23 protein-coding genes are annotated in these 25444 nt (G+C 71.5%); 18 read left to right on the top strand and 5 right to left on the bottom strand.

Features of this window, described 5'->3' with window-relative positions:
* Positions 1–25: 25 nt before the first annotated feature.
* Positions 26–2764, bottom strand: coding sequence for a hypothetical protein (locus AC59HU_RS09075; RefSeq protein WP_497223055.1), 2739 nt, complete (start codon positions 2762–2764; stop codon positions 26–28).
* 225 nt (positions 2765–2989) lie between these two features.
* Here AC59HU_RS09075 and AC59HU_RS09070 point away from each other — a divergent pair, with 225 nt between their 5' ends.
* The 7 genes from AC59HU_RS09070 to AC59HU_RS09040 all read left to right on the top strand — a co-directional run bounded on the left by AC59HU_RS09070 (position 2990) and on the right by AC59HU_RS09040 (position 10703).
* Positions 2990–3700, top strand: coding sequence for a TetR/AcrR family transcriptional regulator (locus AC59HU_RS09070; protein WP_497223054.1), 711 nt, complete (start codon positions 2990–2992; stop codon positions 3698–3700).
* Complete coding sequence (locus AC59HU_RS09065; protein ID WP_497223053.1) at positions 3697–5025, top strand: MFS transporter; 1329 nt, start codon at positions 3697–3699, stop codon at positions 5023–5025. The genes AC59HU_RS09070 and AC59HU_RS09065 overlap by 4 nt, the downstream gene beginning before the upstream one ends.
* A complete protein-coding gene (locus AC59HU_RS09060; protein WP_497223052.1) occupies positions 5022–6311 on the top strand; it encodes an alanine racemase in 1290 nt (429 codons plus the stop codon). Before AC59HU_RS09065 ends, AC59HU_RS09060 begins: the two co-directional genes overlap by 4 nt.
* On the top strand, positions 6308–7621 hold the full coding sequence (locus AC59HU_RS09055; protein ID WP_497223051.1) for a D-arabinono-1,4-lactone oxidase: 1314 nt from the start codon (positions 6308–6310) through the stop codon (positions 7619–7621). The genes AC59HU_RS09060 and AC59HU_RS09055 overlap by 4 nt, the downstream gene beginning before the upstream one ends.
* Positions 7622–7623: 2 nt before the next feature.
* Positions 7624–9078: a family 1 glycosylhydrolase gene (locus AC59HU_RS09050; RefSeq protein WP_497223050.1), complete on the top strand. Its 1455-nt coding sequence runs from the start codon at positions 7624–7626 to the stop codon at positions 9076–9078.
* Between the two features lie 130 nt (positions 9079–9208).
* Entirely contained in the window at positions 9209–9778 is a 570-nt protein-coding gene (locus AC59HU_RS09045; protein ID WP_497223049.1) for a LemA family protein, read from the top strand.
* 49 nt (positions 9779–9827) lie between these two features.
* Complete coding sequence (locus AC59HU_RS09040; RefSeq protein ID WP_497223048.1) at positions 9828–10703, top strand: M48 family metallopeptidase; 876 nt, start codon at positions 9828–9830, stop codon at positions 10701–10703.
* Between the two features lie 236 nt (positions 10704–10939).
* Here AC59HU_RS09040 and AC59HU_RS09035 read toward each other — a convergent pair whose 3' ends face one another.
* Positions 10940–12148: a winged helix-turn-helix domain-containing protein gene (locus tag AC59HU_RS09035; RefSeq protein WP_497223047.1), complete on the bottom strand. Its 1209-nt coding sequence runs from the start codon at positions 12146–12148 to the stop codon at positions 10940–10942.
* Between the two features lie 278 nt (positions 12149–12426).
* Here AC59HU_RS09035 and AC59HU_RS09030 point away from each other — a divergent pair, with 278 nt between their 5' ends.
* Genes AC59HU_RS09030 through ilvA form a run of 6 tightly spaced genes read left to right on the top strand, consistent with a single transcriptional unit; the run spans position 12427 to position 18931 of the window.
* On the top strand, positions 12427–13572 hold the full coding sequence (locus AC59HU_RS09030) for an ABC transporter substrate-binding protein (RefSeq protein ID WP_497223046.1): 1146 nt from the start codon (positions 12427–12429) through the stop codon (positions 13570–13572).
* Positions 13573–13604: 32 nt separating this feature from the next.
* Positions 13605–14459: an ABC transporter permease gene (locus AC59HU_RS09025; RefSeq protein ID WP_497223045.1), complete on the top strand. Its 855-nt coding sequence runs from the start codon at positions 13605–13607 to the stop codon at positions 14457–14459.
* Positions 14456–15286 carry an ABC transporter permease gene (locus tag AC59HU_RS09020; protein ID WP_497223044.1) on the top strand — a complete coding sequence of 277 codons (831 nt, stop codon included), beginning with the start codon at positions 14456–14458 and terminating at the stop codon, positions 15284–15286. The genes AC59HU_RS09025 and AC59HU_RS09020 overlap by 4 nt, the downstream gene beginning before the upstream one ends.
* The gene (locus AC59HU_RS09015) at positions 15286–16383 is read left to right on the top strand and encodes an ABC transporter ATP-binding protein (RefSeq protein ID WP_497223043.1); all 1098 of its coding nucleotides are present in this window, start codon (positions 15286–15288) and stop codon (positions 16381–16383) included. The genes AC59HU_RS09020 and AC59HU_RS09015 overlap by 1 nt, the downstream gene beginning before the upstream one ends.
* Positions 16384–16440: 57 nt before the next feature.
* Entirely contained in the window at positions 16441–17664 is a 1224-nt protein-coding gene (locus tag AC59HU_RS09010; RefSeq protein WP_497223042.1) for an AI-2E family transporter, read from the top strand.
* Positions 17657–18931, top strand: coding sequence for a threonine ammonia-lyase (gene ilvA / locus AC59HU_RS09005; RefSeq protein WP_497223041.1), 1275 nt, complete (start codon positions 17657–17659; stop codon positions 18929–18931). The genes AC59HU_RS09010 and ilvA overlap by 8 nt, the downstream gene beginning before the upstream one ends.
* 12 nt (positions 18932–18943) lie before the next feature.
* Here the strand turns inward: ilvA and greA are convergent, their stop codons facing one another.
* Together greA and AC59HU_RS08995 are read right to left on the bottom strand one after the other, a co-directional pair.
* Positions 18944–19432, bottom strand: a complete 489-nt coding sequence (gene greA / locus AC59HU_RS09000; RefSeq protein WP_497223040.1) for a transcription elongation factor GreA — start codon at positions 19430–19432, stop codon at positions 18944–18946.
* Between the two features lie 9 nt (positions 19433–19441).
* Positions 19442–19843: a DUF4307 domain-containing protein gene (locus tag AC59HU_RS08995; RefSeq protein WP_497223039.1), complete on the bottom strand. Its 402-nt coding sequence runs from the start codon at positions 19841–19843 to the stop codon at positions 19442–19444.
* Positions 19844–19940: 97 nt separating this feature from the next.
* Between AC59HU_RS08995 and AC59HU_RS08990 the strand changes: the two genes are divergently transcribed.
* Both AC59HU_RS08990 and AC59HU_RS08985 read left to right on the top strand, forming a co-directional pair.
* Positions 19941–20933: a PIG-L family deacetylase gene (locus AC59HU_RS08990; RefSeq protein ID WP_497223496.1), complete on the top strand. Its 993-nt coding sequence runs from the start codon at positions 19941–19943 to the stop codon at positions 20931–20933.
* Complete coding sequence (locus tag AC59HU_RS08985; RefSeq protein ID WP_497223038.1) at positions 20930–21214, top strand: hypothetical protein; 285 nt, start codon at positions 20930–20932, stop codon at positions 21212–21214. The genes AC59HU_RS08990 and AC59HU_RS08985 overlap by 4 nt, the downstream gene beginning before the upstream one ends.
* A gap of 87 nt (positions 21215–21301) precedes the next feature.
* Here the strand turns inward: AC59HU_RS08985 and trhA are convergent, their stop codons facing one another.
* Positions 21302–22111 (bottom strand): PAQR family membrane homeostasis protein TrhA, encoded by an 810-nt coding sequence (trhA, locus tag AC59HU_RS08980; protein WP_497223037.1) that lies wholly within the window; start codon positions 22109–22111, stop codon positions 21302–21304.
* An 83-nt stretch (positions 22112–22194) separates the two neighbouring features.
* Here trhA and AC59HU_RS08975 point away from each other — a divergent pair, with 83 nt between their 5' ends.
* The 3 genes from AC59HU_RS08975 to AC59HU_RS08965 all read left to right on the top strand — a co-directional run bounded on the left by AC59HU_RS08975 (position 22195) and on the right by AC59HU_RS08965 (position 25367).
* Complete coding sequence (locus tag AC59HU_RS08975) at positions 22195–22980, top strand: isoprenyl transferase (RefSeq protein WP_497223036.1); 786 nt, start codon at positions 22195–22197, stop codon at positions 22978–22980.
* 391 nt (positions 22981–23371) lie between these two features.
* A complete protein-coding gene (phoH2, locus tag AC59HU_RS08970; RefSeq protein WP_497223035.1) occupies positions 23372–24745 on the top strand; it encodes an RNA 5'-3' helicase PhoH2 in 1374 nt (457 codons plus the stop codon).
* Positions 24746–24839: 94 nt separating this feature from the next.
* On the top strand, positions 24840–25367 hold the full coding sequence (locus AC59HU_RS08965; protein ID WP_497223034.1) for an A24 family peptidase: 528 nt from the start codon (positions 24840–24842) through the stop codon (positions 25365–25367).
* Positions 25368–25444: the final 77 nt, after the last annotated feature.

Raw genomic sequence — 25444 nt, 5'->3', positions numbered from 1 at the left:
CGACGACGTAACACCGCGAAATCCGCTACCGGCCGCCGGCCTCGTCGGCATCCTCGTCGCCGTCGTCGACCGCGACGAATCTGACCCAGACCCACACCGACAGGCTCACGGCGGCGAAGCCCGCCGCCAGCACCAGGGGCAGCAGGGCGCCGAGCGCGGTGAAGCCCGACACCGAGAGCAGGGCGACCCCGGCGAACGCGCACAGGGCGAGCAGCGCCCACGAGACGGGCGACCAGTCGAACAGGCGTCGTCCGCTCGAGCGCGCGACCGGGAACAGCAGCACCGACGCCGACCCGAACGAGGCGAGCACGATCACGTTGCTGAACTCGGAGCCTGCGGCCAGCCACACCTCGGGCGACCCCGCACCGAGCGACCCGCCGACGCCGCCGAGCGCGGTCGAGACGAGCCAGGCCACCACCCCCAGGGCGAGCAGGCACAGCACCTGCACCGCGGCGAGAGCACCCCGGTCGGCCGTCAGCGCGGCGCGGGAGGCGCGCGTCGGGGCCTCCCGGCCCGAGGGCACGGCGACCACTCCGGCGACCAGCCCGAACACGAGCGCGGGCTCGAGGTCGGCGAGCCGCGACACCAGGGCCAGAGCGACCGAGACGAGGAGAAGGGCAGGCCGGATGCGCACGCGCGACGAGACGGCGAAGACCCGGCGGGCGACGAGCGCGGGCAGCACGGTCGCCGCGAGGTTCACCGTCACCACCGCCGCGACGACCGCGACGAACAGGCGCAGGTAGGCCGGTTGGCCGAGCACGGGGCCGGAGAGCGTGATGACGGCGGCGCTGGCGAGCACGGCGGCGCCGCCCCGCACGGCCGGGGCGACTGTGACGTCGGGCCCGGACTCGTACTCGTGCCGCGCGCGGTTGCGCCCGAACCACCGGTCGGACCAGCGCGTGACCGCCGCGGCGGCGGCCGTGATCATGACGGGGCCGGTCGCGGGGTCGCCGGCGTGCGTTGCGCCGGCATGCGTAGTGCCGGCGTGTGCGGTGCCGATGTGCGCGCTACCGGCGTTCATCGTGCCGGCGGCCGTCCTGCCTGAGTGCATTGCCGCGGTGTCCGCCGTACTGGCGTGCGGAGAGCCAGCCTGCGTCCCGCCGCCGATTCCGGACGCGGAGCGAGAGGCTCCCGTGGAGGACATGGCGCCCCCCGAGCCGCTCTGCACGCCGCCCCGGCCGAGCGCATCGAGCGAGGCCACCGCGCGGCCGAGCAGCCGTGCCGGCAGCGCGACGAGGAGCAGCACGAGCACGGCGACGACGAGGGCCAGCCAGAGCAGCCCCTGGGTGCCGGCGCCGAGCATCGGCAGCACCGAAGAGGTGAAGCGGGTGGCGTCGGTCCAGGTGCCAGGGGTCGGGGCGGACGGCGGGACCACCGCATCCTGACCGGGAGCCGGAGAGGTGGTGCCCGGGGCGCCGCCGTCGGTCCCGGGAACGGAACCCGTGCCGCCGTCCGCAGGGGCGCCGCCGGAGGATCCGGGTGCGGGCGACGACGGGGCCGCGGTCGAGGGCGCCGCCGGGGATCCGGGCGAGGACGGGGTCGTGCTCGGGGAGGCCCCCGAGCCGGCCGCCTGGAAGACCACGGTGAGCGGCCCGCTCTGCACGCTGACGTTGCCCGCCGCATCCTGCTGCAGCACGGCCAGCGAGTAGCTGCCGGGCGGCACGGCCGTCGAGGCGCACGACCAGGCCCCGCCGGAGACGGGGGAGTCGCAGAGCACGTAGGCGCCGGCGAAGACCGAGACCGTCGCGCCGTCCTCCCCGGTGCCCGAGAAGAGGGCGCCGGATGCGTCGACCGCGGTTCCCGAGGCGGGCGAGAGCAGAACGGGGGCGGGCGGCACCGTCACGTCGACCACGATCGCGAGCGGGCTGCTCGCGGGGGAGGCCGCGCCGCCGCTCCAGGTCGTGGACTGGGAGGCGGTCACCTGGTACGGACCGTCGGTGATGCCGCCTGCCAGCCCGCACGACCAGGCGCCCGAGGGGTCGGCCGTGCCCGAGCACGAGAAGCCCGCCGCGGTGGCGGTCACGGTGGCGCCCGGGTAGGCGCTGCCCTGGACCACGGCGTTGGTGAGGGTGCCCCGAGGTCCGCCGGTGATAACCGGGGCGGTGAGGATGCGCAGGGTCACCGAGGTGCTGACCGGGTCGGCGCCCGGCACCAGCTGCACGGCGCGCACGACGGTGGAGGGGGAGGACGTCAGACCGGTGACCTGGCACGACCAGGCGCCGTCGGTATCCGGCGTCACGATGCAGGCGGGCTCGGACGAGGAGCCGACGAGGATCTGCACCTCGGCACCGGGCGCCGCCGTGCCGCTGACCGCGACGGAGTCGGCGACGAGGGCGCCCGTGGCGGGGGTGTCGATGACGGGGGCGGGTGCCGGATCGGCGGGCGGGGTGGTCGAGGGCGGTGACGACTCCGGGGAATTGGCGGGTGCCGAGGAGGGCTCGGGAGCGGGGGCGGCGTCGGCGGATGCGGAAGCGTCAGCAGCGGCGGGTGCGTCGGCGGCGGCGGGTGCCGTATTGGCCGATGCGGAGGCGGGTGCGCCGGCGGAGGTAGCTGCGTCCGCGGGTGCTGAGGCGGACGCGTCGGCGCTTGCCGTCACGCCGGCCGAAGCAGGCGTCTCGGTCGCCGCCGCATCCGTGACCCCCGCGGCACGCGCGCCCACGGCATCCGAACCCACCCAGCCCGCGACCGCGAGGCCCGCGACGAGCGCGGTGGCGGCCAGCAGCGAGGCCGACCGGCGAGCGGTGCCGGGCCGCCGCGTCGGCACCCGGCGGAGTCGCCGCGCAGCACCGTCGCCGGCTCGCGACGGCGCTCGATCCCTCACGTCCTGCGATGCCGACACCTCGACCATTGACGCAGAAGCCCCGTCGAGCCCTCAACCCGGGCCCCGGCTTTCGGATGAGATTCGGAGAGAAGCATGTACACCGGCCCTGCCGTTGGGCCATACTGGCGCGACTGGGACGCCCGACCCACTCGGGCCGAGAGGAGCCGCATGGCGCACATGCCGGTCACCGAGCGCCGCGAGCGCCTGCTCGCCGCCGCCTTCACCGTGATCGCCCGGTCCGGCGTGGCCGGTGCCACCACCCGGGCGGTCGTCGACGAGGCGGGCATGAAGCTCGCGAGCTTCCACTACGCCTTCCGCTCCCGCGAGGAGCTGCTGGCCCGTCTGGTCGACGTCGTGGTCGAGAACCAGGAGGTCGTGCTCGAGGTGCCGGCCGCGGCCCCGGGAGCCGACCTCGCGGGCCTGCTCGAACTGGGGCTGCTGCGCTTCTTCGACCAGGTGCGCGCCGACCCGCAGCGCGAACGCGCGATGTTCGAACTGACCCAGTACGCGATGCGCACGCCCGGCATGGCCGGGGTCGCGGCCCGTCAGTACGCGCGGTACCGGGCGCTCGCCGAGGCCTCGCTGCGCGCGGCGTCGACGGTGACCGGATGCACGTGGGGCCGCCCCGAGAGTCAGCTCGCCGCCGACCTGGTCGCCCTCACCGACGGGATCGTGCTGGCCTGGCTGGCCGATGCCGACGACGACCGCGCCCGGGCGACCATCGCCTTCGCGGCCCGAGCCCTGGCCGCCGAGTCCCGCCCCGCCGAACTCCCGGCCGAGCCCCCCGCCGAAGGTCCTCGACCCGTCACTTCTGGTCGCTATCCGGCCCGAATAGCGACCACGACTGACGGGTCGCGGACCTTGGGGGGCCGCGCATGAGCGGCCCGGAGCGTCCGCAGCGCCCCGACGCGACGGCGCACGAGACCGCCACCCCCGAGACCACCACCCCCGACACCACCGCACCCGCCGCGCTCGCCGAGCCCCGCCGGCGCGTCGGCGGGGGCTGGATCGCCCTCTTCGGCGCCGCCTGGCTCGGCATCTGGATGGCGCAGCTCACCCCCATCCAGCTGCTCCTGCCCCTGCAGGTCGAGGAGCACCTCGAAGCCGCCTCCTGGACCGAGAACGTCGTCGCGTTCGGCGTCATCTCGGCGATCGCGGGCGTCTTCGCCCTGATCGCCTTCCCGGTGACCGGCGCCCTCTCCGACCGCACGACCTCCCGTTTCGGCCGCCGCCGCCCGTGGATCGCCGGGGGAGCCGCCCTGTTCGGCCTGTCCCTGTTCCTCCTCGGCCTCCAGGACGGCCTCGTCGGCGTCGGGATCTGGTGGACCCTGGCGATCGTGGGCTTCTGCATCCTCTCCGCCGCCCTGACCGCCACCATCTCCGACCAGGTGCCGGTCGGCCAGCGCGGCTTCGTCTCGAGCTGGATCTCGGCGCCCCAGGCGATCGGCCTGATCCTCGGTGTGCTGCTGGCGACCACCCTCTTCACCGGCCAGTTCCTCGGCTACACGGCCGTCGCCGTGCTGCTGATCGTGCTGGTCGTGCCGTTCTGCCTCGTCATGCCGGACGCCCGGCTGCACAAGGTGGATCGGCCGCCCCTGACGCTGAAGGCGCTGGTCGAGGGGATGTGGGTCAGCCCGGTCGCGCATCCGGATTTCGGCTGGACCCTGCTCAGCCGCATCCTCGTCAACATCGGCAACGCGCTCGGCACGACCCTGCTGCTCTACTTCCTGATGTTCGGCCTCCGCGACCCGAACGCCGAGGACGACCTGCTCGTGCTGATCGTCGTGTACACGATCTTCGTGGTGCTGGCCTCGATCGTCGCGGGCGCCCTCTCGGACAAGCTGGCGCGCCGACGGATGTTCGTGCTCGTCGCCTCGGTGCTGCAGGCGCTCGCGGCGCTCCTGCTCGCCTTCGTGCCCGATCTCACCGTCACCATGGTCGCCGCGGGGCTGCTCGGGCTCGGCTACGGCTGCTTCCTCTCGGTCGACCAGGCGCTCGCCACCCAGGTGCTGCCGGATCCGGCCTCCCGCGGCAAGGATCTGGGGATCATGAACATCGCCACCGCTGTGCCGCAGGCCATGGCGCCGCTGCTCGGTGCCGCGATCGTCAGCCTGATGGGCGGCTTCCCCGCCCTCTTCCTCGTGTCGGCGGTCTTCGGGCTCGCCGGTGCGGCAGCCGTCTCACGCGTGAGGAGCGTCCGATGACCGACAGCACCCCTGCCGCCCTGCGGCTCGACCTCGACGCGCCCGCCGGCCCCGCGATCTGGCGCGACGAGCAGCGCTACTGGCGTGGGATGACCGCGGCCACCGCCGACCGTGAAGCCCCGGTGGCCGTGATCGGGCTCGAGGCGCTCCTGCACAACGCCCGGTCGATGCTCCGGCGGGCCGGCGGCATGCCGATCCGGGTCGCGAGCAAGTCCATCCGGGTGCGGGCGGTGCAGGATGCGGTGCTCGCGCTGCCCGGGTACGCCGGCATCCTCGCCTACACCCTCCCCGAAGCCCTCTGGCTGGCCGACGACCGGGGAGACGGCTCCGGCGTCGAGGACGTGGTGGTCGGCTACCCCACGGCCGACCGCTCCGCGATCCGCGCGCTGGCCGCCGACGAGACCCTCGCCCGCCGGGTGACGCTCATGGTCGACTCCGTCGAGCACCTCGACCTGATCGACAGCGCCGTGTCGCCGGGTTCCCGCCCGCCTCTGAGGGTCGCGATCGAGCTCGACTCCTCCTTCACCGCGCCGGGTCTCGGCCGGCTGGGGGTCTGGCGGTCGCCGGTGGCAACGGTCGAGCAGGCCACCGCCCTCGCCCGCGCGATCCTGGCCCGGCCCGGGTTCGCACTGGTCGGGATGATGGCCTACGAGTCGCAGATCGCCGGGGTCGGCAACCGGCCCGGCGGCAACCCGGTCAAGGCCCTCGCGGTCGGGCGGGTGATCGACTGGATGCAGTCGCAGTCGGTCGCCGAGCTCGCCGAACGGCGGGGAGCCGTCGTGCGGGCCGTGCGCGAGCTGACCGAGCTCGAGTTCGTGAACGGCGGCGGTACCGGATCACTGGAATCCACCAGCGCCGACGCCTCGGTCACCGAGGTCGCCGCCGGCAGCGGACTGTTCGGCGGCCACCTGTTCGACACCTACTCCCGTTTCACCCCCGCCCCCGCCGCCGCCTTCGCGCTGCCCGTGGTGCGGAAGCCCCGACCCGACATGGCGACGCTGCTCGGCGGCGGCTGGGTCGCATCCGGCCCACCGGCCCCGGACAGACTGCCCCGCGTCGTCTGGCCGCTGGGCACCCGGATGCAGGCCCGCGAGATGGCGGGCGAGGTGCAGACCCCGCTCTCCGGGCGCGGCGCCGCGGGCCTCCGCATCGGCGACCGGGTCTGGCTCCGGCACACCAAGTCCGGCGAGCTCGCCGAGCACGTCGACGAGTTCTGCGTGGTCGAGGACGGCCGGGTCACCGCCGTCGTGCCGAGCTACCGCGGCGAGGGGAAGGCGTTCCTGTGACCGCGATCAACGGCACCTGGCGCAACTGGGCCCGCACCGAGAGCGTCACCCCGGTACGGGTCGAGCGCCCCACCACCATCGCGGCCGTGCAGCGCGCGGTTGCGGGGGCCGCACGGGCGGGGCTCCGGATCAAGGCGGTCGGCGCCGGCCACAGCTTCACCGCCATCGCCGTGGCCACCGGGGTGCTCCTCGAGCTCGACGACCTCACCGGGCTTGTCTCGGTCGACCGCGACCGCGGGCGGGTGACCCTGCTGGGCGGCACCCGCCTGTTCCAGCTTCCACGACTGCTGCGGCCGCACGGGCTGGCCCTGGCCAACATGGGCGACATCGACCGCCAGTCGATCAGCGGGGCCATCTCCACCGGCACGCACGGCACGGGAGCGGCCTTCGGTGGCATCTCGACCCAGGTGGTCGGGCTCACGCTGGTGACCGCGGAGGGCGACCTGCTGCGGATCGACGAGGAGCAGAACGCCGAGCTGCTGCCTGCGGCGGCGCTCGGACTGGGCGCCCTCGGGATCATCGTCGAGGTCACCCTGCAGTGCGTCCCGGCGTTCGTGCTCGAGGCGGTCGAGCGCCCGATCCCGATGAACGAGGTGCTGGAGGCGATCGACGACCACGTCGAAGGCAACGACCACTTCGAGTTCTACTGGTTCCCGGGAACCGGGACCGCCGTCACCAAGACCAACACCCGGGCCGACGGCTCCGTCGCCCGCCGGCCGCTTCGCCGCACCCAGGCCTTCGTCGACGACACCCTGATGGCCAATGGCATCTACCGGGTCACCTGCGCGGTCGGCAGCGTGGTCCCGGCCGTCGTCCCCACCGTCAACCGGCTCGCCGAGCGATTGTGGTCCAACCGCGACTTCTCCGACCACTCCCACGAGGTCTTCGTCACCCGGCGCACCGTGCGGTTCCGCGAGATGGAGTACGCGATCCCGGCCGCCGACGTGCCCGACGTGCTCCGCGAGATCGACGATCTCATCCGGGAGCGGGGCTGGCGGATCTCGTTTCCGGTGGAAGTGAGGTTCGCGGCCGCCGACGACCTCTGGCTCTCGACCGCCAGTGAGCGTGCGACCGGGTACATCGCCGTGCACCGCTACTTCAGGGAGAATCACACGGAGTACTTCGAAGCGGTCGAGGAGATCATGAAGCAGCACGACGGACGCCCCCACTGGGGGAAGCTCCACACCCAGGACGCGGAATCCCTTGCCCGCCTGTACCCCCGGCACGGCGACTTCGCGGCCCTCCGCGACCGGCTCGACCCGGAGCGCCGGTTCACCAACGCCTACCTCGACCGCGTGCTCGGGGCCTGAGGGTGGCCCGGATCACGACCACCGGAGCGGGCTCGCCCGAGGAGCGGCGCGAGTTCGCGCGCGACCTCGGCGGCCGGCTCCCCGAAGGCTTCGAGCTCGGCGTCACCACGAGCGCCTTCCAGATCGAAGGGGCCACGCACGAGGGCGGTCGCGGCGAATCGGTCTGGGATGCGTTCAGCCAGGAGCCCGGCCGCATTCTCGACGGCTCCACGGCCGACCGCGCCGCCGACCACTTCCACCGGATGCCCGAGGACGTCGCCCTGATGCGCGACCTGGGGATCGACGGCTACCGGTTCTCGTTCTCCTGGCCCCGGCTGCAGGCCGAGGGCAGAGGCGCCCTCCGTTCATCCGGAACCGACTTCTACGAGCGCCTGCTCGACCAGCTCGACGCCGCCGGCATCCGCCCGTTCGCGACGCTGTTCCACTGGGACACCCCGGCGGCACTGCGCGGAGGCTGGTTCTCCCGCGACACCGCGCTGCGCTTCGGCGACTACGCCTTCGCCCTGGGGGAGCGGTTCGGCGACCGGATCGACCGCTGGGCGACCCTCGAGGAGCCCGCGACCGTGACCTTCTCCGGACACGCGGTCGGGGTGCACGCGCCCGGCGCGACCCGGCTGTTCAACGCCCTCCCGGTCGCCCACCACCAGCTGCTCGGCCACGGGCTCGCGGTGCAGGCGCTCCGCGGGGCCGGGGTGACCGGCGGCATCGGGATCGTCGGCAGCCACTCGCCCGTCGTCGCCTCGACCGGGTCGGAAGCGGACACCGCCTTCGCCGAGCTCTACGACATGCTGCAGAACCGGGTCTACGCCGACGCCGTCCTCCTCGGCCGGTACCCACAGCCCCCCGAGGGCTTCGAGGCGCTGTTCACGGCGCTCGCCGAGGCCGAGCCGGCCGATCTCGCGCTGATCGGGCAGCCGCTGGACTTCTACGGCCTGAACTACCGCGCGCCCACGAAGATCGGAGCCGGATCCGGCGAGGGGACGGGGTGGACGCCGGACGGCACGTCGGCGGCGATGGCCTCCCTGCCGTTCCGGTTCGGCGACTGGCCCGAGTACCCGGCGAGCGGGAGCGGCGAGCCGATCGCGCCCGAGTTCCTCGGCATCGCGATCCGCGAGCTCGCCGAGCGCTACGGCGAAGCCCTGCCGGCCGTGGTCGTCACCGCGAGCGGGGTGAGCTTCCCGGATGCCGTCGAGCTGGAGGAGGGCACCGGTACGCGGCGGGTGCACGACGGTCTGCGGATCGACTACCTCGCGCGGCACCTGGACGAAGCCGTGGGGGCGGCCGCCTCGGCCGGCGTCGACCTGCGCGGCTTCTTCGTGCGGTCGCTGCTGGACGACTTCGGCTGGCAGGCGGGGCTCACCCGGCGCACCGGGATCGTGCACGTCGACTTCGACGAGTTCCACCGCACGCCGAAGGACTCCTTCGCCTGGCTCGCGCTGCTGGCCGAGTCGCGCTGAGGCGGCGGCGGGCGGAGCGCCGCGTTCGGCCCCGCTTGCCGCGTCGATGCCGCGCCGCCGGCCGTCGCGGTTGCTGTGAGGACGCCTCAACGACTCTGGGAGCGGGCGGTCATCTCGCTATACTGCTGGCATGTGGGCATGGCTGATCCCGGTAATCATCGTCGTCGTTCTGGTCCTGATCGTCGGCATCTATCTGTGGGCGACGTACAACGCGCTCGTGACGCTGAAGATCCGCGTCGACGAGGCGTGGAGTGACATCACCGTCCAACTCAAGCGGCGAGCGGATCTGCTGCCGAACCTGATCGAGACGGTCAAGGGCTACGCGGCGCACGAGAAGGCGGTCTTCGAGAACGTCACCAAGGCGCGCGCCGAGACGCTGTCGGCCCAGGGTCCGGCCGAGGCCTCCGTGGCCGAGAACCACATGCAGAACGCCCTGAAGAGCATCTTCGCGGTCGCCGAGGCGTACCCGCAGCTCCAGGCCAGCCAGAACTTCCTGCAGCTGCAGGCCGAGATCGTCGACACCGAAGACAAGGTGCAGGCCTCGCGCCGCTTCTACAACGGTGGTGTGCGCGAGCTCAACACGAAGATCCAGCAGTTCCCGAACAACGTGTTCGCGCGTCGTCTCGGGTTCACCGAGCGCGAGTTCTTCGAGGTGTCCGACGTGGCCGCCATCGCGGAGCCGCCGCGCGTGCAGTTCTGAGCACCGCATCCCTCACCGACACCCCCGACCCGAGCGGTAGTACCGGTCCATGTATCGCGCGATAGCGAAGAACAAGCGCAACACCGTCATCATCATCGCCCTGTTCCTGCTGATCATCGGCGGGCTCGGCTGGCTGGCGAGCTACATCTACGGCAACATCTCGATCGTCGTCATCACGGTCGTGGTGGCGCTCGGCTACGCCCTGATCCAGTACTTCGCGGCCAGCGGCCAGGCGCTCGCGATGAGCGGTGCCCGCGAGATCCAGAAGCGTGACAACCCGCGGCTGTGGCGCGTGGTCGAGAACCTGTCGATCACGACCGGCACGCCGATGCCGAAGGTCTACGTGATCGACGACCCGGCCCCCAACGCCTTCGCCACCGGGCGGGACCCGCAGCACGCGATCGTCGCGGCGACCACGGGGCTGCTCGACCTGATGGACGACGCGGAGCTCGAAGGCGTGATGGCCCATGAGCTCGGCCACGTGCGCAACTACGACATCCGCGTCTCGATGATCGTCTTCGGGCTGGTGGTCGCGGTTGGCTTCATCGCCGACATGTTCCTGCGGCTGGCGTTCTTCGGCCGCAACAACAACAGCAACGGCAACCCGATCGTGATGGTCTTCGGTCTCGTCGCCATTCTGGTGGCCCCGCTCGTCGCGACCGTCGTGCAGCTCGCGGTCTCCCGCCAGCGCGAGTACCTGGCGGATGCGACCGGTGCGATCACGACCCGCCACCCGGATGCGCTCGCCAGCGCCCTCGAGAAGCTCGCCGCCTACGGCCGGCCGATGCAGCGGCAGTCGTCATCGATGTCGCACATGTGGATCGCCGACCCCATGAAGCCCGGCCTCATGGACCGCCTCTTCTCGACCCACCCCCCGATCCCGGACAGGGTGAAGCGCCTGCACGACATGGGTGGAAGTTTCTAGCTGTGCTGTTTGCCTCGGGCGCCGTGCTGCGCGCGGCGTCCTCGGGCCGCGCCGGTCCCTGCCCGGCGCGGGCGACATGTTCGCGTGCGGTCGCTGGCGCGGCCGCGCGCGGCGTCCTCGGGCCGCGCCGCCGCCTCTGCGGCGCGGGCGACATGTTCGCGTGCGGTCGTTGGCGCGGCCGCGCGCTCACCTTGGGTCGGCGAGTAGGGCCCGTTGCGATTGTGACCCGGGGCGGGTCAGCGGGCTAGTTCTGTGGCCAGAGCGGTTGCGAGGGTGCCTCGAGGAGCCACTTCTATGGGGTGGGGGAGGGATTGCCAGGCGGCGGCTCGGCGGAGGAGGGACGCGATGCGGGGGATGTCGTCGGGGACGAGGGAGGGCTCGGCCCAGGCGGCCTGCACACGGAGCACCCCGGCCTGACGGTCGCTCTTCAGGTCGATGCGGGCCGGGATGCGGTCGTCGATCAGCACCGGAAGCACGTAGTAGCCGTAGACGCGCTTCGGCTGCGGGGTGTAGATCTCGATCCGGTAGTGGAAGTCGAACATCCGGAGCGCCCGGTCGCGCTCCCAAACCACGGGGTCGAAGGGCGACAGCAGGGCCTCCGCCTCGATGCGGCGGGGCAGCCGCGCGTCGCGGTGGAGGTAGACGCCCCGGTTGAGCCCGGTCGTCGGCCAGCCGGGCACGGTCACCGGCACGAGCTCGCCGGCCTCGACCAGCTGCTCGACCGCTGGCTTCGCATCCACCGTCTTCAACCGGAAGTAGTCGGCGAGATCACCCAGTGTGCCGATGCCGAGCGCCTCGGCCGACTGCGAGACCAGGCGCCGGACCGCCTCCTCGCGCGGCACCTCCTGGTCGAGGATCGCCGGGGGCAGCACCTGCTCGGGCAGCGCGTAGACCCGCTCGAACCGCACCCGGCCCGCCGAGACCACGTCGCCCTGCCGGAACATCGTCTCGAGCCCGCGCTTGACGTCCGACCACCCCCACCACGGCCCCTGCCGGCGGTTCGACTCGTGCTCGATCTCGCTCGCCCGCATCGGCCCCTTCGCCGCGAGCTCGGCCCGCAGCCAGTCCATGGTGCCCTGGTTCGACGCGCCCCAGGAGTCCGGATGCGTGCGGTACCACTCGCGGTAGTCGTCCTTCCGCCAGCCCATCAGGGGGAGCGTCTCGAGCGGGAGGAACGACGCCTCGTGCGCCCAGTACTCGGTGACGGTGCGGCCGTAGGTGAGGCGATCCAGGAGCGCCTTGTCGAACGACCCGAGCCGGGCGAACACCGGCTGGTAGTGACTGCGCTCGTAGACGTTCACCGAGTCGATCTGCAGCAGGGCCAGCCGGCGCAGCAGCAGGTTGAACTGCCGGGTGCCGGGGGCCGCCCCGGCCGAGCGCGCACCGAAGCCCTGGGCCGCCAGCGCGATGCGCCGCGCCAGTGCGGGAGAAACCGTATCGACCATCGAGAACGACCCTAGCGACCCCCACCGACATCGCCGAGCCCGAGCCAGAACCGAGCCAGAACCGAGCCATAACCGAGCCCGAACCGAGCGGCCCACCCGCCCCGGCGCGACCCACCCGACCCCGCCCGCCGCATCCGTCACCGCCCGTTCATCGCCGATTCACGGCGGCGACCGCAGACCGCCGCACCCGAGTCCTACCGTGCAGGAGTCGGCCCACCCGGCGAAGCAACGGCCCGCGGCTCGACGCGGGCGGCCGGGCTCCGACATCAGGAGGATCAGTGTTCACCACGCGCATCGCGATCGCCGGCACCGCCGTCGTCGCCGCTCTCGCCCTCGGCCTGGCGGGCTGCTCGGCCGACGCCTCGGCGTCGTCCGGCTCCGGCAGCGGCTCGGGAGTCGACGCCGCGACCGCCACCAGCCTCGACGCCTTCGGCGGCCTCTCGGGCCTCGAGGACGCGGCGAAGGCCGAAGGCGCCCTCAACGTGATCGCGCTGCCCCGCGACTGGGCCAACTACGGCGCCGTGCTCGACGCCTTCACCGCCAAGTACCCCGAGATCACGGTCAACGAGGCCACCCCCGACGCCTCGAGCGCCGAGGAGATCCAGGCCGCCAAGAACCTCTCCGGTCAGGACACCGCCCCCGACGTCTTCGACGTCGGCGCCGCGGTGGCCCTGGCGAACACCGACCAGTTCGCGCCCTACCAGGTCGCCACTTGGTCCGACATCCCGGATGCGCTCAAGGAGTCGAACGGACTCTGGGTCGGCGACTACGGCGGGTACATGGCCGTCGGCTACGACCCCGACGCCGTCGCCGAGCCGACCAGCCTCAAAGACCTGCTCGGCCCGGACTACAAGGGCAAGGTGGCCATCAACGGCGACCCGACCCAGGCCGGCGCCGCCTTCGCCGCGGTGGGCCTCGCCTCGGTGCAGAACGGCGGATCGGTCGACGACTTCCAGCCCGGCATCGACTTCTTCTCCGAGCTGAACAAGGCCGGCAACTTCGTCAAGATCGACCCGACCCCCGCGACCATCGCAAGCGGCGAGACCCCCGTCGTCTTCGACTGGGACTACCTCAACGTCGGCTACGCGAAGGATCTCCAGGGTCAGCGCAACTGGAAGGTCACCATCCTCCCCGGCACCGGCTACGCGGGCTACTACAACCAGGCCGTGAACGTCGACGCGCCGCACCCCGCCGCGGCCCGCCTCTGGCAGGAGTTCCTCTACAGCGACGAGGCCCAGAACCTCTGGCTCGCCGGCGGTGCCCGCCCCGTGCGCGCCGAGGCGATGGATGCGGCCGGCACGATCGACAAGGACCTCTTCGCCGCGCTCCCGGCGGTGCCGGGAGAGACCGTGGTGCCCGACGCCGACCAGGCCGCGGCCGCCTCGGCCCTCCTCGGCCAGAAGTGGGCTGCGGCGGTCCAGTGACCTCGCTCGCCCGGCCGCGGGGCACGAGCCCGATGCGCGCCCTCCTCTCGGGGAGCGTGCTCGGGCTCGTGCCCTTCACGGCCTACATCATCCTCTTCCTGGCCCTGCCGACGATCATCGCAGTGGCCACGGGACTCGTGGACGGCTCGGGCCGGTTCACTCTGTCGAACCTCGCCGCCCTCGGCAACCCGGTCGTGCTCTCGACCTTCGGCAACTCGCTCTGGCTCTCCGCGCTCACGGCGGTGATCGGAGCGCTGGTCGGCGCCCTGTTCTGCTACGCCCTGCTCGGCGCGAAGCCGACCGGGGCCCTCCGCTTCGTCGTCGACGCGGCCAGCGGGGTGCTCGCGCAGTTCGGCGGCGTGATGCTGGCCTTCGCCTTCGTGGCGACCATCGGCATCCAGGGCATGGTCACGGTGTTCCTCAAGAACAGCCTCGGCATCGACATCTTCGCCGACGGCGTCTGGCTCTACGACACCCCGGGCCTGATCCTGCCGTACATCTACTTCCAGGTGCCGCTGATGATCATCACCTTCTCGCCGGCGCTCGAGAGCCTGAAGCCCCAGTGGGCCGAGGCCAACGCGATGCTCGGCGGGGGAGTCGCCGGGTACTGGCGGCACATCGGCATCCCGGTGCTGCTGCCCTCCTTCCTCGGCAGCCTGCTGCTGCTGTTCGCCAACGCCTTCTCCTCCTTCGCCACGGCCGCCGCGCTGACCAGCCAGGGGCAGTCGATCGTGCCGCTGCAGATCCGCGGCGCGCTCACCAGCGAGACCGTGCTCGGCCAGCAGAACCTCGCCGGGGCGCTCGCGCTCGGCATGATCGTGGTCATGGTCGTCGTGATGACCCTCTACTCGCTGCTGATGCGGCGCACGGCCCGGTGGGTGCGATGAGCCGCGGCGTGCATCCGGGGCCCTCGCGCACGACCCGGATCGTGATCGTGGCCGTGATCGGCATCCTCTTCCTAGTGCCGATCGCCTCGATGGTCGAGTTCACGCTCCGCAAGGGCTTGGGCGGCGGCTACGACTTCAGCCGCTGGGCCGCCGTGTTCACCACGGGAGCGACGGGGGAGTACAAGACCGTGTTCACGGGGGCGGGCAACTCGCTGCTGCTCGCGGTCGTCACCGTCGTGGTCATGCTGGTGCTGCTCGTGCCCACCATGGTGCTCGTGCGCATCCGGTTCCCCGGCCTCCAGCGCGCCCTCGAGTTCATCTGCCTGCTGCCGATCACCATCCCGGCGATCGTGCTGGTGGTGGGGCTCGCCCCGGTCTACTCGGTGGTCGCGCGGATGTTCGGCAGCGGCGTCTGGACCCTCGCCTTCGCCTACGGCGTCATCGTGCTGCCGTACACCTACCGTGCCGTGCAGGCGAACCTCGCCGCGGTCGACGTCGTCACCCTCAGCGAGGCGGCCCGGTCGCTCGGGGCGGGCTGGTTCACGATCCTCGTGCGGGTCGTCGTGCCGAACATCCGCCGCGGTCTGCTCGCCGCCTCCTTCATCTCGGTCGCCGTCGTGCTGGGCGAGTACACGATCGCCGCGCTGCTCAACCGGGTGAACCTGCAGACCGCGCTCGTCGTGGTCAGCAAGGCCGACCCGTTCAGCGCGGTGATCTTCGCCCTGCTGGCGCTGCTGTTCGCCTTCCTCCTGCTCCTCGCGATCGGGCGGATCGGCTCGGCCCCGAAGTCGTCCCTGCCCCTGCCACCCCGACAGAAAGCACGCTGATGTCCCTCTCCCTCACCCGCCGGCCCGCCGCCGCTCCCGCCCGTGCCGCGACCGAGCCGCGGCAGCCCGGCTCGCGCGTCGAGCTCCGCGGCATCGTCAAGGAGTTCGCCGGCGGCCACCGCGCCCTCGACGGCGTCGACCTGATGATCGAGCCCGGCGAGTTCGTGGCGCTGCTCGGCCCGTCCGGCTGCGGAAAGACCACCGCCCTCCGGGTGCTCGCGGGTCTCGAGCTCGCCACGAGCGGTTCGGTGATGATCGACGGCGCCGACGTCTCGGGTGTTCCGGCCCGCCGCCGCGACATCGGCATGGTCTTCCAGTCGTACTCCCTCTTCCCGCACCTCACGGCGCTCGCGAACGTCGCGTTCGGTCTGCGGATGCGCCGGGTGGCGCAGGACGAGCGGCGGCTCCGAGCGGGCGAGGCCCTCGAGATGGTCGGCCTGGGCTCGCTCGGCGGGCGGTATGCGCACGAGCTCTCCGGCGGCCAGCAGCAGCGGGTGGCGCTCGCCCGCGCGCTGGTGACCGAGCCGCGGGTGCTGCTCCTGGACGAGCCGCTGTCGGCTCTGGACGCGCGGGTGCGGGTGCAGCTGCGCGACGAGATCCGTCGGATCCAGCAGGACTTCGGGATCACGACCGTCTTCGTCACGCACGACCAGGAGGAGGCCCTCGCCTCGGCCGACCGGGTCGCGGTGATGCGGGCCGGCAACATCGAGCAGATCGGCGCGCCCGAGGTGCTGTACTCGCGGGCCGCGACGCCGTTCGTGGCCGAGTTCGTCGGCTCGAGCAACCGGTTGCGCGGGCGGGTCTCCGGCGGGGCCGCCGAGGTCTGCGAGGTGCGGCTGCCGCTCATCGACGAGTCGACCGCGGACGGCGAGGTGATCGTCTTCGTGCGGCCGGAGGATCTTCGTTTCGCCGACGACGGCATCCTGGTCGAGGTGGTCTCGACGAGCTTCCTCGGCTCCTACCGCCGCACGACCGTGGCGCTGGAGGACGGCACCGTCCTGGTGGTCCAGCACGCCCCCGGCTTCGTGCCCGAGGTGGATGCACGGCTCGGCCTGCGCTTCGACGGCGCCCCGGTCGCGGTGAAGGCCTGGGAGTAGCGCACCAGTCCCCGGTGCATGCGAGCGGACGCATACGTCCGCTCCTAGACTGAGCGCATGTCGCAGACCGAGCGTGATGACACGGTGCCCCCGGGCATGCGGATCGCGGGCGCCTGGGCCTGGCGGATCCTGGCCGTGCTGGCCGTCCTCGCGGTCCTGGTCTTCCTCATCATCCAGCTGCGGCTGCTGATCATCCCGGTCCTCGTCGCCGTCGTGCTCTCGGCGCTGCTGGTGCCGTTCAAGAACTTCCTGGTGCGACACCGGTGGCCCAAGGGAATCGCGGTGGCCGTCGCCGAGCTCGGCACGATCGTGGTCGTCGCCGCCCTGGTCTTCCTGGTCGCCACGCAGGTCTCCTCGGGCTTCGGCGACCTCCGCGACCGCACCCTCACCTCGTACAACGACCTCAAGGCCCTCCTCGCGCAGTCGCCGCTGCAGATCTCCGAGAGCGACTTCAACTCCTACGTCTCCCAGATCTGGGATGCGGTGCAGCAGGACAGCCAGGCCCTGATCTCCGGCGCCGCGGCGGTCGGCTCCAGCATCGGTCATGTGCTCGCGGGCGTGCTGCTGACGCTGTTCTCGACCCTGTTCATCCTGATCGACGGGGAGCGGATCTGGCGCTGGATCGTTCGCCTGTTCCCGCGCCGGGCGCGTGCCGCCACCGACGGCGCCGGCCGCGTGGGCTGGAAGACGCTGCAGAACTTCGTGAAGGTGCAGATCCTCGTGGCGTCGATCGACGCGCTCGGCATCGCGATCGGCGCCGCCATCCTCGGGGTGCCGCTCGCCATCCCGATCGGCGTGCTGGTGTTCCTGGGCTCGTTCATCCCGATCATCGGAGCGGTGCTGACCGGTGCCGTGGCGGTGTTCATCGCGCTGGTCTACAACGGCTGGGTGATCGCGTTGATCATGCTCGGCGTGGTGCTGCTGGTGCAGCAGGTCGAGGGGCACGTGCTGCAACCGCTGGTGATGGGGTCGGCCGTCCGCATCCACCCGCTCGCCGTCGTGCTCGCCGTCGCCGGCGGCTCGATGGTCGCCGGGATCCCGGGCGCCTTCTTCGCGGTGCCCGTGGTCGCGACGCTGAACGTGATGGTCAATTACATCGCCGGAGGCACGTGGCGGGCCGACACTCCGGTGCCGGCGTTGGCAGCGCATGCTCACGCGCCCAAGCCTCCGCCGGACGATGCCTCGCCGGCTATGGCCCCCCAATCCTCCTCTCCCGCCGGCTCACCCGAACCCCCGGCCACGACCCCCTCGCCCGCGAAGGACACCCCGACCGATGACTGATCCCACCCCCGCCACCGGCGGCACCGCCCCCGCCGCCACCGTCTTCCCCGGCCCGTCGCTCGCCGAGATCGAGAGCGCGCGCATCCGGGTCTCGACGGTCGCGCAGGTCACGCCGATGGAGACCTCCCGGTTCCTCGCCGACTTCGTCGGTTCGCCGGTGCTGATGAAGCTGGAGAATCTGCAGCGCACGGGGTCGTACAAGATCCGGGGTGCGTACAACCGCATGTCGAGCCTCAGCGACGACGAGAAGGTCGCCGGCGTCGTCGCCGCCTCGGCGGGCAACCACGCCCAGGGCGTGGCGTTCGCGGCGCGTGAGCTCGGCATCCCGGCGACGATCTTCATGCCGATCGGCGTGCCGCTGCCCAAGCTCCAGGCCACGCGCGGCTACGGGGCCGACGTGATCCTCCGCGGTCACTCGGTCGAGGAGGCGCTCAAGGCCGCCGCCGAGTTCGCCCAGTCGACCGGTGCCGTGTTCATCCCGCCGTTCGACCACCACGACGTGGTGATGGGGCAGGCGACGCTCGGCCTCGAGATCCTCGACCAGACTCCGGATGTGGACACCATCGTCGTGCCCATCGGCGGCGGTGGGCTCATCTCGGGGATCGCCAGCGCCGTCAAGCAGCGCGCCGCCCTCGACGGTCGTTCGATCAAGGTGATCGGGGTGCAGGCCGCCAACGCGGCCGCCTACCCGCCCTCGCTCGCGGCGGGGGAGCCGACGACGATCGTCACCTCGCCGACCATCGCCGACGGCATCCTGGTCGCGCGTCCGGGCGCCCTCAACTTCGAGATCATCTCGCGCCTGGTCGACGAGGTCGTCACGGTGAGCGAGGCCGACACGGCCCGCGCCATCCTGATGCTGCTCGAGCGGGCCAAGCAGGTCGTCGAGCCCGCAGGAGCGGTGGGAGTGGCGGCGATGCTCGCGGGCCAGATCCGCGACTCCGGCACGACCGTCGTCGTGCTCTCGGGCGGCAACATCGATCCGCTGCTGATGCAGCGGGTGATCAGCCACGGTCTGGCCGCGTCGGACCGGTACCTCAAGCTGCGCATCATGCTCCCGGACCGCCCCGGTCAGCTGGCCCGCACGGCCGAGCTCGTCGCCGAGGCGAACGCGAACGTGGTCGAGGTACAGCACACCCGGCACGGCAAGGGGCTGCAGATCAGCGAGGTGGAGCTCGAGCTGCACATCGAGACGCGAGGCCCCGAGCACCGCGAGCAGGTCATCGCGAAGCTCCGCGACGCCGGCTACACGGTGCGCGTGGAGCAGTAGCCCCCGGCCGGGTCAGCCCTGGAAGGTCTCGACGTTCGTGACCTCGACGGTGATGTCGCGGCCGTTGGGAGCGGCGTACGTGGTCTTCTCGCCGATCTTGAGACCGATGATCGCGGCGCCCAGCGGGCTCTGCTCGCTGTAGACGTCGAGGTCGGCGTTGCCGGCGATCTCGCGGCTGCCGAGCAGGAAGCGCTCCTCGCCACCGGCGACCAGCGCGGTCACGACGACTCCGGGCTCCACGACGCCGTGGCTCTCCGGGGTCTCGCCGACCTGCGCGGTGCGCAGCAGTTGCGTGAGCTGACGGATGCGGGCCTCGATCTTGCCCTGCTCGTCCTTCGCGGCGTGGTAGCCGCCGTTCTCCTTGAGGTCACCCTCTTCGCGAGCTGCCTCGATGCGCTTGGCGATCTCGGTGCGGGCCGGCCCGCTCAGCTCCTCGAGCTCGTTCGACAGCCGGTCGTACGCCTCCTGGGTGAGCCAGGTGATCTGAGTCTCTTCAGCCATCGGAGAAGTCTATGTGAGCCAACAGTTGTACACCAAACCCGTCGAGGCCAGCTCGCTGGTGCGCACGGTCTCGCTGAACGACCGGGTCGCCTGATCCGACGGCGGCACCTCGATGACCTTCCAGCCGACCACCGCGAACTTCTCGCTGAGGGCCTGCACAATGCAGCTCGACGCGGTTCCGCGCGGCACGGTGAGGTCGAACTCCACCTCGACGGAGCGGTCGTCGACGACGGTGTGCGCGGTGTCCTGCGCCTTCACCGTGGCCGAAGTGCCGTCCAGCCCTGCCCAGACCACCCAGGCCGTGATCACGACGGCCACGGCGGCGCCGGCGATGATCGCGATCAGCCGCCCGCGGGTGCGACGGCCCCTGGTGCGACCGTAGCGCTCGGCGAGTGTTCCGCTGGTGCTCACGCGGCATCCTCCCGGGCTCGAACGATTAGTCTTGTCGTGGTTCTCTTACCAGGCTAATTGCAATCTCGAGGAGTTGAGACCGCTGACCCTGCGCCTCATGGCCGTGCACGCCCATCCCGACGACGAGTCCAGCAAGGGCGCGGCGACCTACGCCTACTATCTCGACCGCGGTGTCGAGGTGATGGTGGTCAGCTGCACCGGCGGTGAGCGCGGATCGGTGCTCAACGAGGCCCTGGAGCCCCGCATCTGGGCCGAGCGCGACATGGCGGGCCTCCGCCGGGTCGAGATGGCCGCCGCGCAGGCGGCGGTCGGCTTCGAGCACCGCTGGCTGGGCTACGCCGACTCCGGCTGGATCGAGCCCGGCTCCGGCGACCCGCTGCCCGTCAACTCCTTCGGCGCCATCCCGGTCGAGACCTCCGCGGCGCCGCTGGTGAAGCTCATCCGCGAGTTCAAGCCGCAGGTGCTGGTGACCTACGACGAGCAGGGCGGCTACCCGCATCCCGACCACATCCGCTGCCACGAGATCTCGGCGCTGGCCTACGAGGCCGCTGCCGATCCCGAGGCCTACCCCGGCACCGGCCCGGCCTGGTCGGTCTCCAAGCTGTACTACGACCGCATCATGAACCCCGCGAAGTTCGAGGCGGTGTTCGAGCTGCTCACCGCCGAGGAGCCCGACAGTCCGGTGCTGAAGCAGCTGGGCGAGATCCGGGAGCGGATGAACGAGCGCGCGGCGGCGGAGGCCGAGGCCGCTTCGGCTGCTGCCGCTTCGGCTGCTCAGGATGAGGCGGATGGCGCCGTCCCGGTCGAGCCCGCACCTGCGCCCGCGCTGGTGAGCATCCCGGCCGTCGACTTCTTCGATGTGCGGGATGCGGCCCTCCGCGCCCACGCCAGCCAGGTCGCGCCGGATCACCCGTTCTTCTTCTGGCCGAACGACCTGCAGAAGCGGGCCTGGCCCTACGAGGACTTCGAGCTCGCTCGTACCCGCATCCCGGTGCCCTCGCCCGAGACCGACCTGTTCGACGGCGTGGTCGACGGCGCCGCCCACGGTTCCGTCGATGGTGTTGCCGACGGGGTCGAGGTCGGGCGATGACCGCTCTGCCCGCGGCCGTCGTGGCGGTGCTCGCCGACGTGACCACGCCGGATCCGGACACCGTCACCCCCGGCATCGTCGGCTTCGTGGCGACCTTCGGCATCGCGCTGATCACGCTGTTCCTGATCATCGACATGGTTCGCCGGGTGCGTCGGGTGAACTACCGGGCCCAGGTGCGCGACGAGCTCGAGGCCGAGCTCGCGGCGCGGGATGCGGCCGGCTCGGTCGCCGGTGAGGATGCGGCCGCGGGGCCCGACGGGGTCACCAAGAAGCCCGAGTAGCGGTCGCCCGGCTGTTTTCCGCGGTCAGCAGCCCGCCGGCTGCTATCAGCCGTCAGCCGTCAGCCGTCAGCCGTCGGCCACCAGCCGTCAGCCGTTGAACGGCGGATCGATCGCCAGCAGCAGGATCGCCGTCCAGTGGCAGACGAACGCCACGACCGTCAGGGTGTGGAAGATCTCGTGGAACCCGAACTTCCCGGGGAAGGGGTTCGGCCGCTTGAGGCCGTACGCGACCGCACCGAGCGTGTAGGCGAGCCCGCCGACGATCACGAGCACCATCGACGCCGGGTTGGCGGCGAAGATGTCGACCAGGTACATCACGGCCGCCCAGCCGAGCGCCAGATAGAGCAGCACGTACAGCCAGCGCGGGGCGCCGATCCAGAACACCCGGAACCCGATGCCGAGCACCGCACCGGCCCAGACCAGCGAGAGCAGCAGCACGCCCTTCTCGGGCGGCAGCGCCAGCACGCCGATCGGGGTGTAGGTGCCCGCGATCAGCAGGAAGATGTTGGCGTGGTCGATCCGCTTCAGCAGCAGCTTGGCCTTCGGCTTCCAGTTGAAGCGGTGGTAGAGCGCCGAGTTGCCGAACAGCAGCATCGAGGTGAGCATGAACACCGCGCTCGCCCACTTCGCCGGGGCGCCCTGCGCCAGGCAGATCAGCACGATTCCGGCGGCGATCGTGAACGGGAAGGTGCCCGCGTGGATCCAGCCGCGCCAGGTCGGCTTGACCTCGACCGGGTGCTCGAGCGCGTCGTCCAGGAGCGGGAGGCGGGGGAGCGCTGGGCCGCCGTCCTCCGCCGTGTCCTGGCGTGCATCCGGAGCCGTGCGGGGCTCACCCGCGAGCTGGCTGGCCCGGGTCTCGGGGCCGGGGCGGGAGGTCGGGTGTTCGGGTTCGGCCATGGCCCAAGACTACGCCCGGGGGTGCCCGGCGTGGCTGGGAGCGGGCACCGGCGGCGGCCGGTCCGACCCGGTAACGTATGCGTGTGCCCACACGCCAGCCCCAGGTCGGGAAAGGCCTCCTCTACCGGCTCTATCAGCGCCGGATCCGCAATCACCTCGACGAGGCGGTGCTGCCCAAGCACGTGGCGATGATCCTCGACGGCAACCGGCGCTGGGCCAAGCAGCGGTCGCTCGGCACCGCCGCCCACGGTCACCGGGCCGGCGCGGCGAAGATCCTCGAGTTCCTGACCTGGTGCGACGACCTCGGCATCGAGGTGGTGACGCTGTACCTGCTGTCGACCGACAACCTCTCGAACCGCTCCGGCGCCGAGCTCACCGAGCTGATCGAGATCATCGCGGAGCTCGCCGACGACATCTCCCGCTTCCGCGACTGGCGGGTCAAGCACGTCGGCACGAACGCCGGCCTCCCGGAGCCGCTCGTCGCCGCGCTGGAGAGCGCCGAGGAGCACACCCGCGGCCACAAGGGGCTGCACGTGAACCTCGCCGTCGGCTACGGCGGCCGATCCGAGATCGCGGATGCGGTGCGCAGCATCATCCAGAAGCACCGCGGGCTCGGCCACGGCCTCGACGAACTCGAGGCCGCCATCGACCAGGACCTGATCGCCGAGCACCTCTACACCGGCGGCCAGCCCGACCCCGACCTGGTCATCCGCACCTCGGGCGAGCAGCGCCTGTCGGACTTCATGCTCTGGCAGAGCGCGCACAGCGAGTTCTACTTCATGGAGGCGCTGGGCCCGGACGTGCGCGAGGTCGACTTCCTGCGTGCGCTGCGCGACTACTCCCGCCGCCAAAGACGTTTCGGCAGCTGAAGTAGGACACCCACCGCATCCCAAAAGTGCAGCGGCCAATGAAAGCTGCGGGCCGTACTCAATGACCCAGGGTGAGTGCGCGGCCGCGACAGCGACCGCACACGAACATGTCGCGCTGCGCCGGGCAGGGACCGGCGCAGCCCGGGATACGCGCGCGAAGCACGCGCATCCCGGTGACAAGCACAGAACTACACCGGTGTAACACAGCGTTAATCAACTGTGACGCGTGTCGTAACCCACGCTCGTCCCAATGGTCGTAGCTTGATCTCATCAGGCATGGCGCCTGATCGAGACGGCCACATAAGTACGTTTCGTCACGCTGCTCCGTGGCCCGATCGCCTACTGATCCGAGCGCCTCGCGCTCGGGGTTGGAGTGGATGTGGCCGAGCCCATGACCCAGAAGCCCAGTGGCACACGCAGCACCGGAGAGGATGCACGAAGCACCACCCGCACGAACGATTCGAGCTCGACGGCCGAGGTGACCTACGTACTGGACACCTCGGTTCTTCTGTCCGACCCGAAGGCGATCTTCCGATTCGCCGAGCACGCGGTCGTGCTGCCGGTGATCGTGATCACCGAGCTGGAATCCAAGCGCAACGATCCGGAGATCGGCTACTTCGCCCGCCAGGCGCTCCGCAACCTCGACGAGTTGCGGATCAAGCACGAACGGCTCGACTTCCCGATCTCGGTGGGCACGGAGGGGGGAAGCCTCCGTGTCGAACTGAACCACTCGAACACCTCGGTGCTGCCGTCGGGCCTGCAGCTCGGCGACAACGACACGCGCATCCTGGCCGTGGCGCAGAACCTCGCGAACGACGGACTGAACGTCACCGTCGTGTCGAAGGATCTGCCGCTCCGCGTCAAGGCCGCCTCGATCGGCCTCGCCGCCGAGGAGTACCGCGCCGAGCTCGCCGTCGACTCCGGCTGGACCGGGCTCGACGAGATCACGCTCGGGTCGGATGCGATGTCCCGGCTCTACGACGACGAACGGCTCACGACGCCGCTGGTGCGCGACATGCCGATCAACACCGGCCTCGTCATCCACTCCGATCGCGGATCGGCGCTCGGCCGCGTGACCGGGCGGGACTCGTTCCAGCTCGTGCGCGGCGACCGCGACGTGTTCGGACTCCACGGCCGCTCGGCCGAGCAGCGGGTCGCGATCGACATGCTGCTCGACCCGGAGGTCGGGATCGTGTCGCTGGGGGGTCGAGCCGGTACGGGGAAGTCCGCTCTGGCCCTGTGCGCCGGACTCGAGGCGGTGCTGGAGAAGCAGCAGCACAAGAAGATCATGGTGTTCCGGCCGCTCTACGCGGTCGGCGGCCAGGAGCTCGGCTTCCTGCCGGGTGACGCCGGCGAGAAGATGAACCCCTGGGCGCAGGCGGTCTTCGACACGCTCGGTTCGCTCGTCTCGCAGAACGTGCTCGACGAGGTGCTCGACCGGGGGATCCTCGAGGTACTCCCGCTGACGCACATCCGTGGTCGTTCGCTGCACGACGCCTTCGTGATCGTCGACGAGGCGCAGTCGCTCGAGCGCAACGTGCTGCTCACGGTTCTCTCGCGGATCGGCCAGAACTCGCGGGTGGTGCTGACCCACGACGTGGCCCAGCGCGACAACTTGCGGGTGGGCCGGCACGACGGCGTCGCCTCGGTGATCGAGACGCTCAAGGGGCACTCGCTGTTCGGCCACATCACGCTGACCCGGTCGGAGCGGTCGGCGATCGCAGCGCTCGTGACCGAGATGCTGGAGTCGAACGAACTGGCGTAGCGCTTTCTCCTGCACAGGGCCCCGGCGGGCCGTGGCCGTCCACAGACGTGGCGGCTGCGGCCCGCCGTCGCGTGGGGCCGCCTAGCGTCGGAGCATGTCGATCGCCGCCGAGCCCTGGGTCGCGGGGTCGGGGGTCGGTCCCGTCCTGGTGCTGTTGGCGTATCTCGCTGTGGTCACCGTTCCGCTGGGTCTGACGGATGAGCGCGAGCTGCGACTCCCGAACGCGTACGTGGTGCCGGGCTTGCTGCTGCTCGTGTGCGTGGGTATCGGGTCGATCGGCTCGTGGGCGACCGGGTCGTGGTCTACCGGGTCGTGGGCTTTCGTCATCATCGCGTGCGCGCTGGCGGCGCTGGTCGCGGGTACCGGATGGGTGGCCGGGATGCTTGGGATGGGTGACGTGAAACTCGCGGTGCTGTTGGCCGGTGCGGCGGCGCTCGTGGATGCGCGTGCGCCGATCGTGTGGTGCGCCGCGACGGGCGTCCTCACCCTGTCGTCGGTCGCCGGCGTGCTGGCGGCCTCCCGCCGCCCGGGCCTGCGCGCCGTCGCCGCCACCCGCATCCCTCTCGGCCCGTCCCTGCTCGCCGCCTTCTGGTTCGCGATCGCGGCTACCCTGCCGCCCTGACCCCGCCGCATGGCGCACCGCAGTTCGCCAGCGGTTACGACGGAGGTTTGCCGGTTAACTGGCGAACGACGGAGCCC

The sequence above is a fragment of the Herbiconiux sp. 320_LB genome (assembly GCF_059691755.1).
The sequence above is the reverse complement of the archived record's forward strand: the minus strand, read 5'-3'. Positions and strand labels throughout refer to the sequence as shown.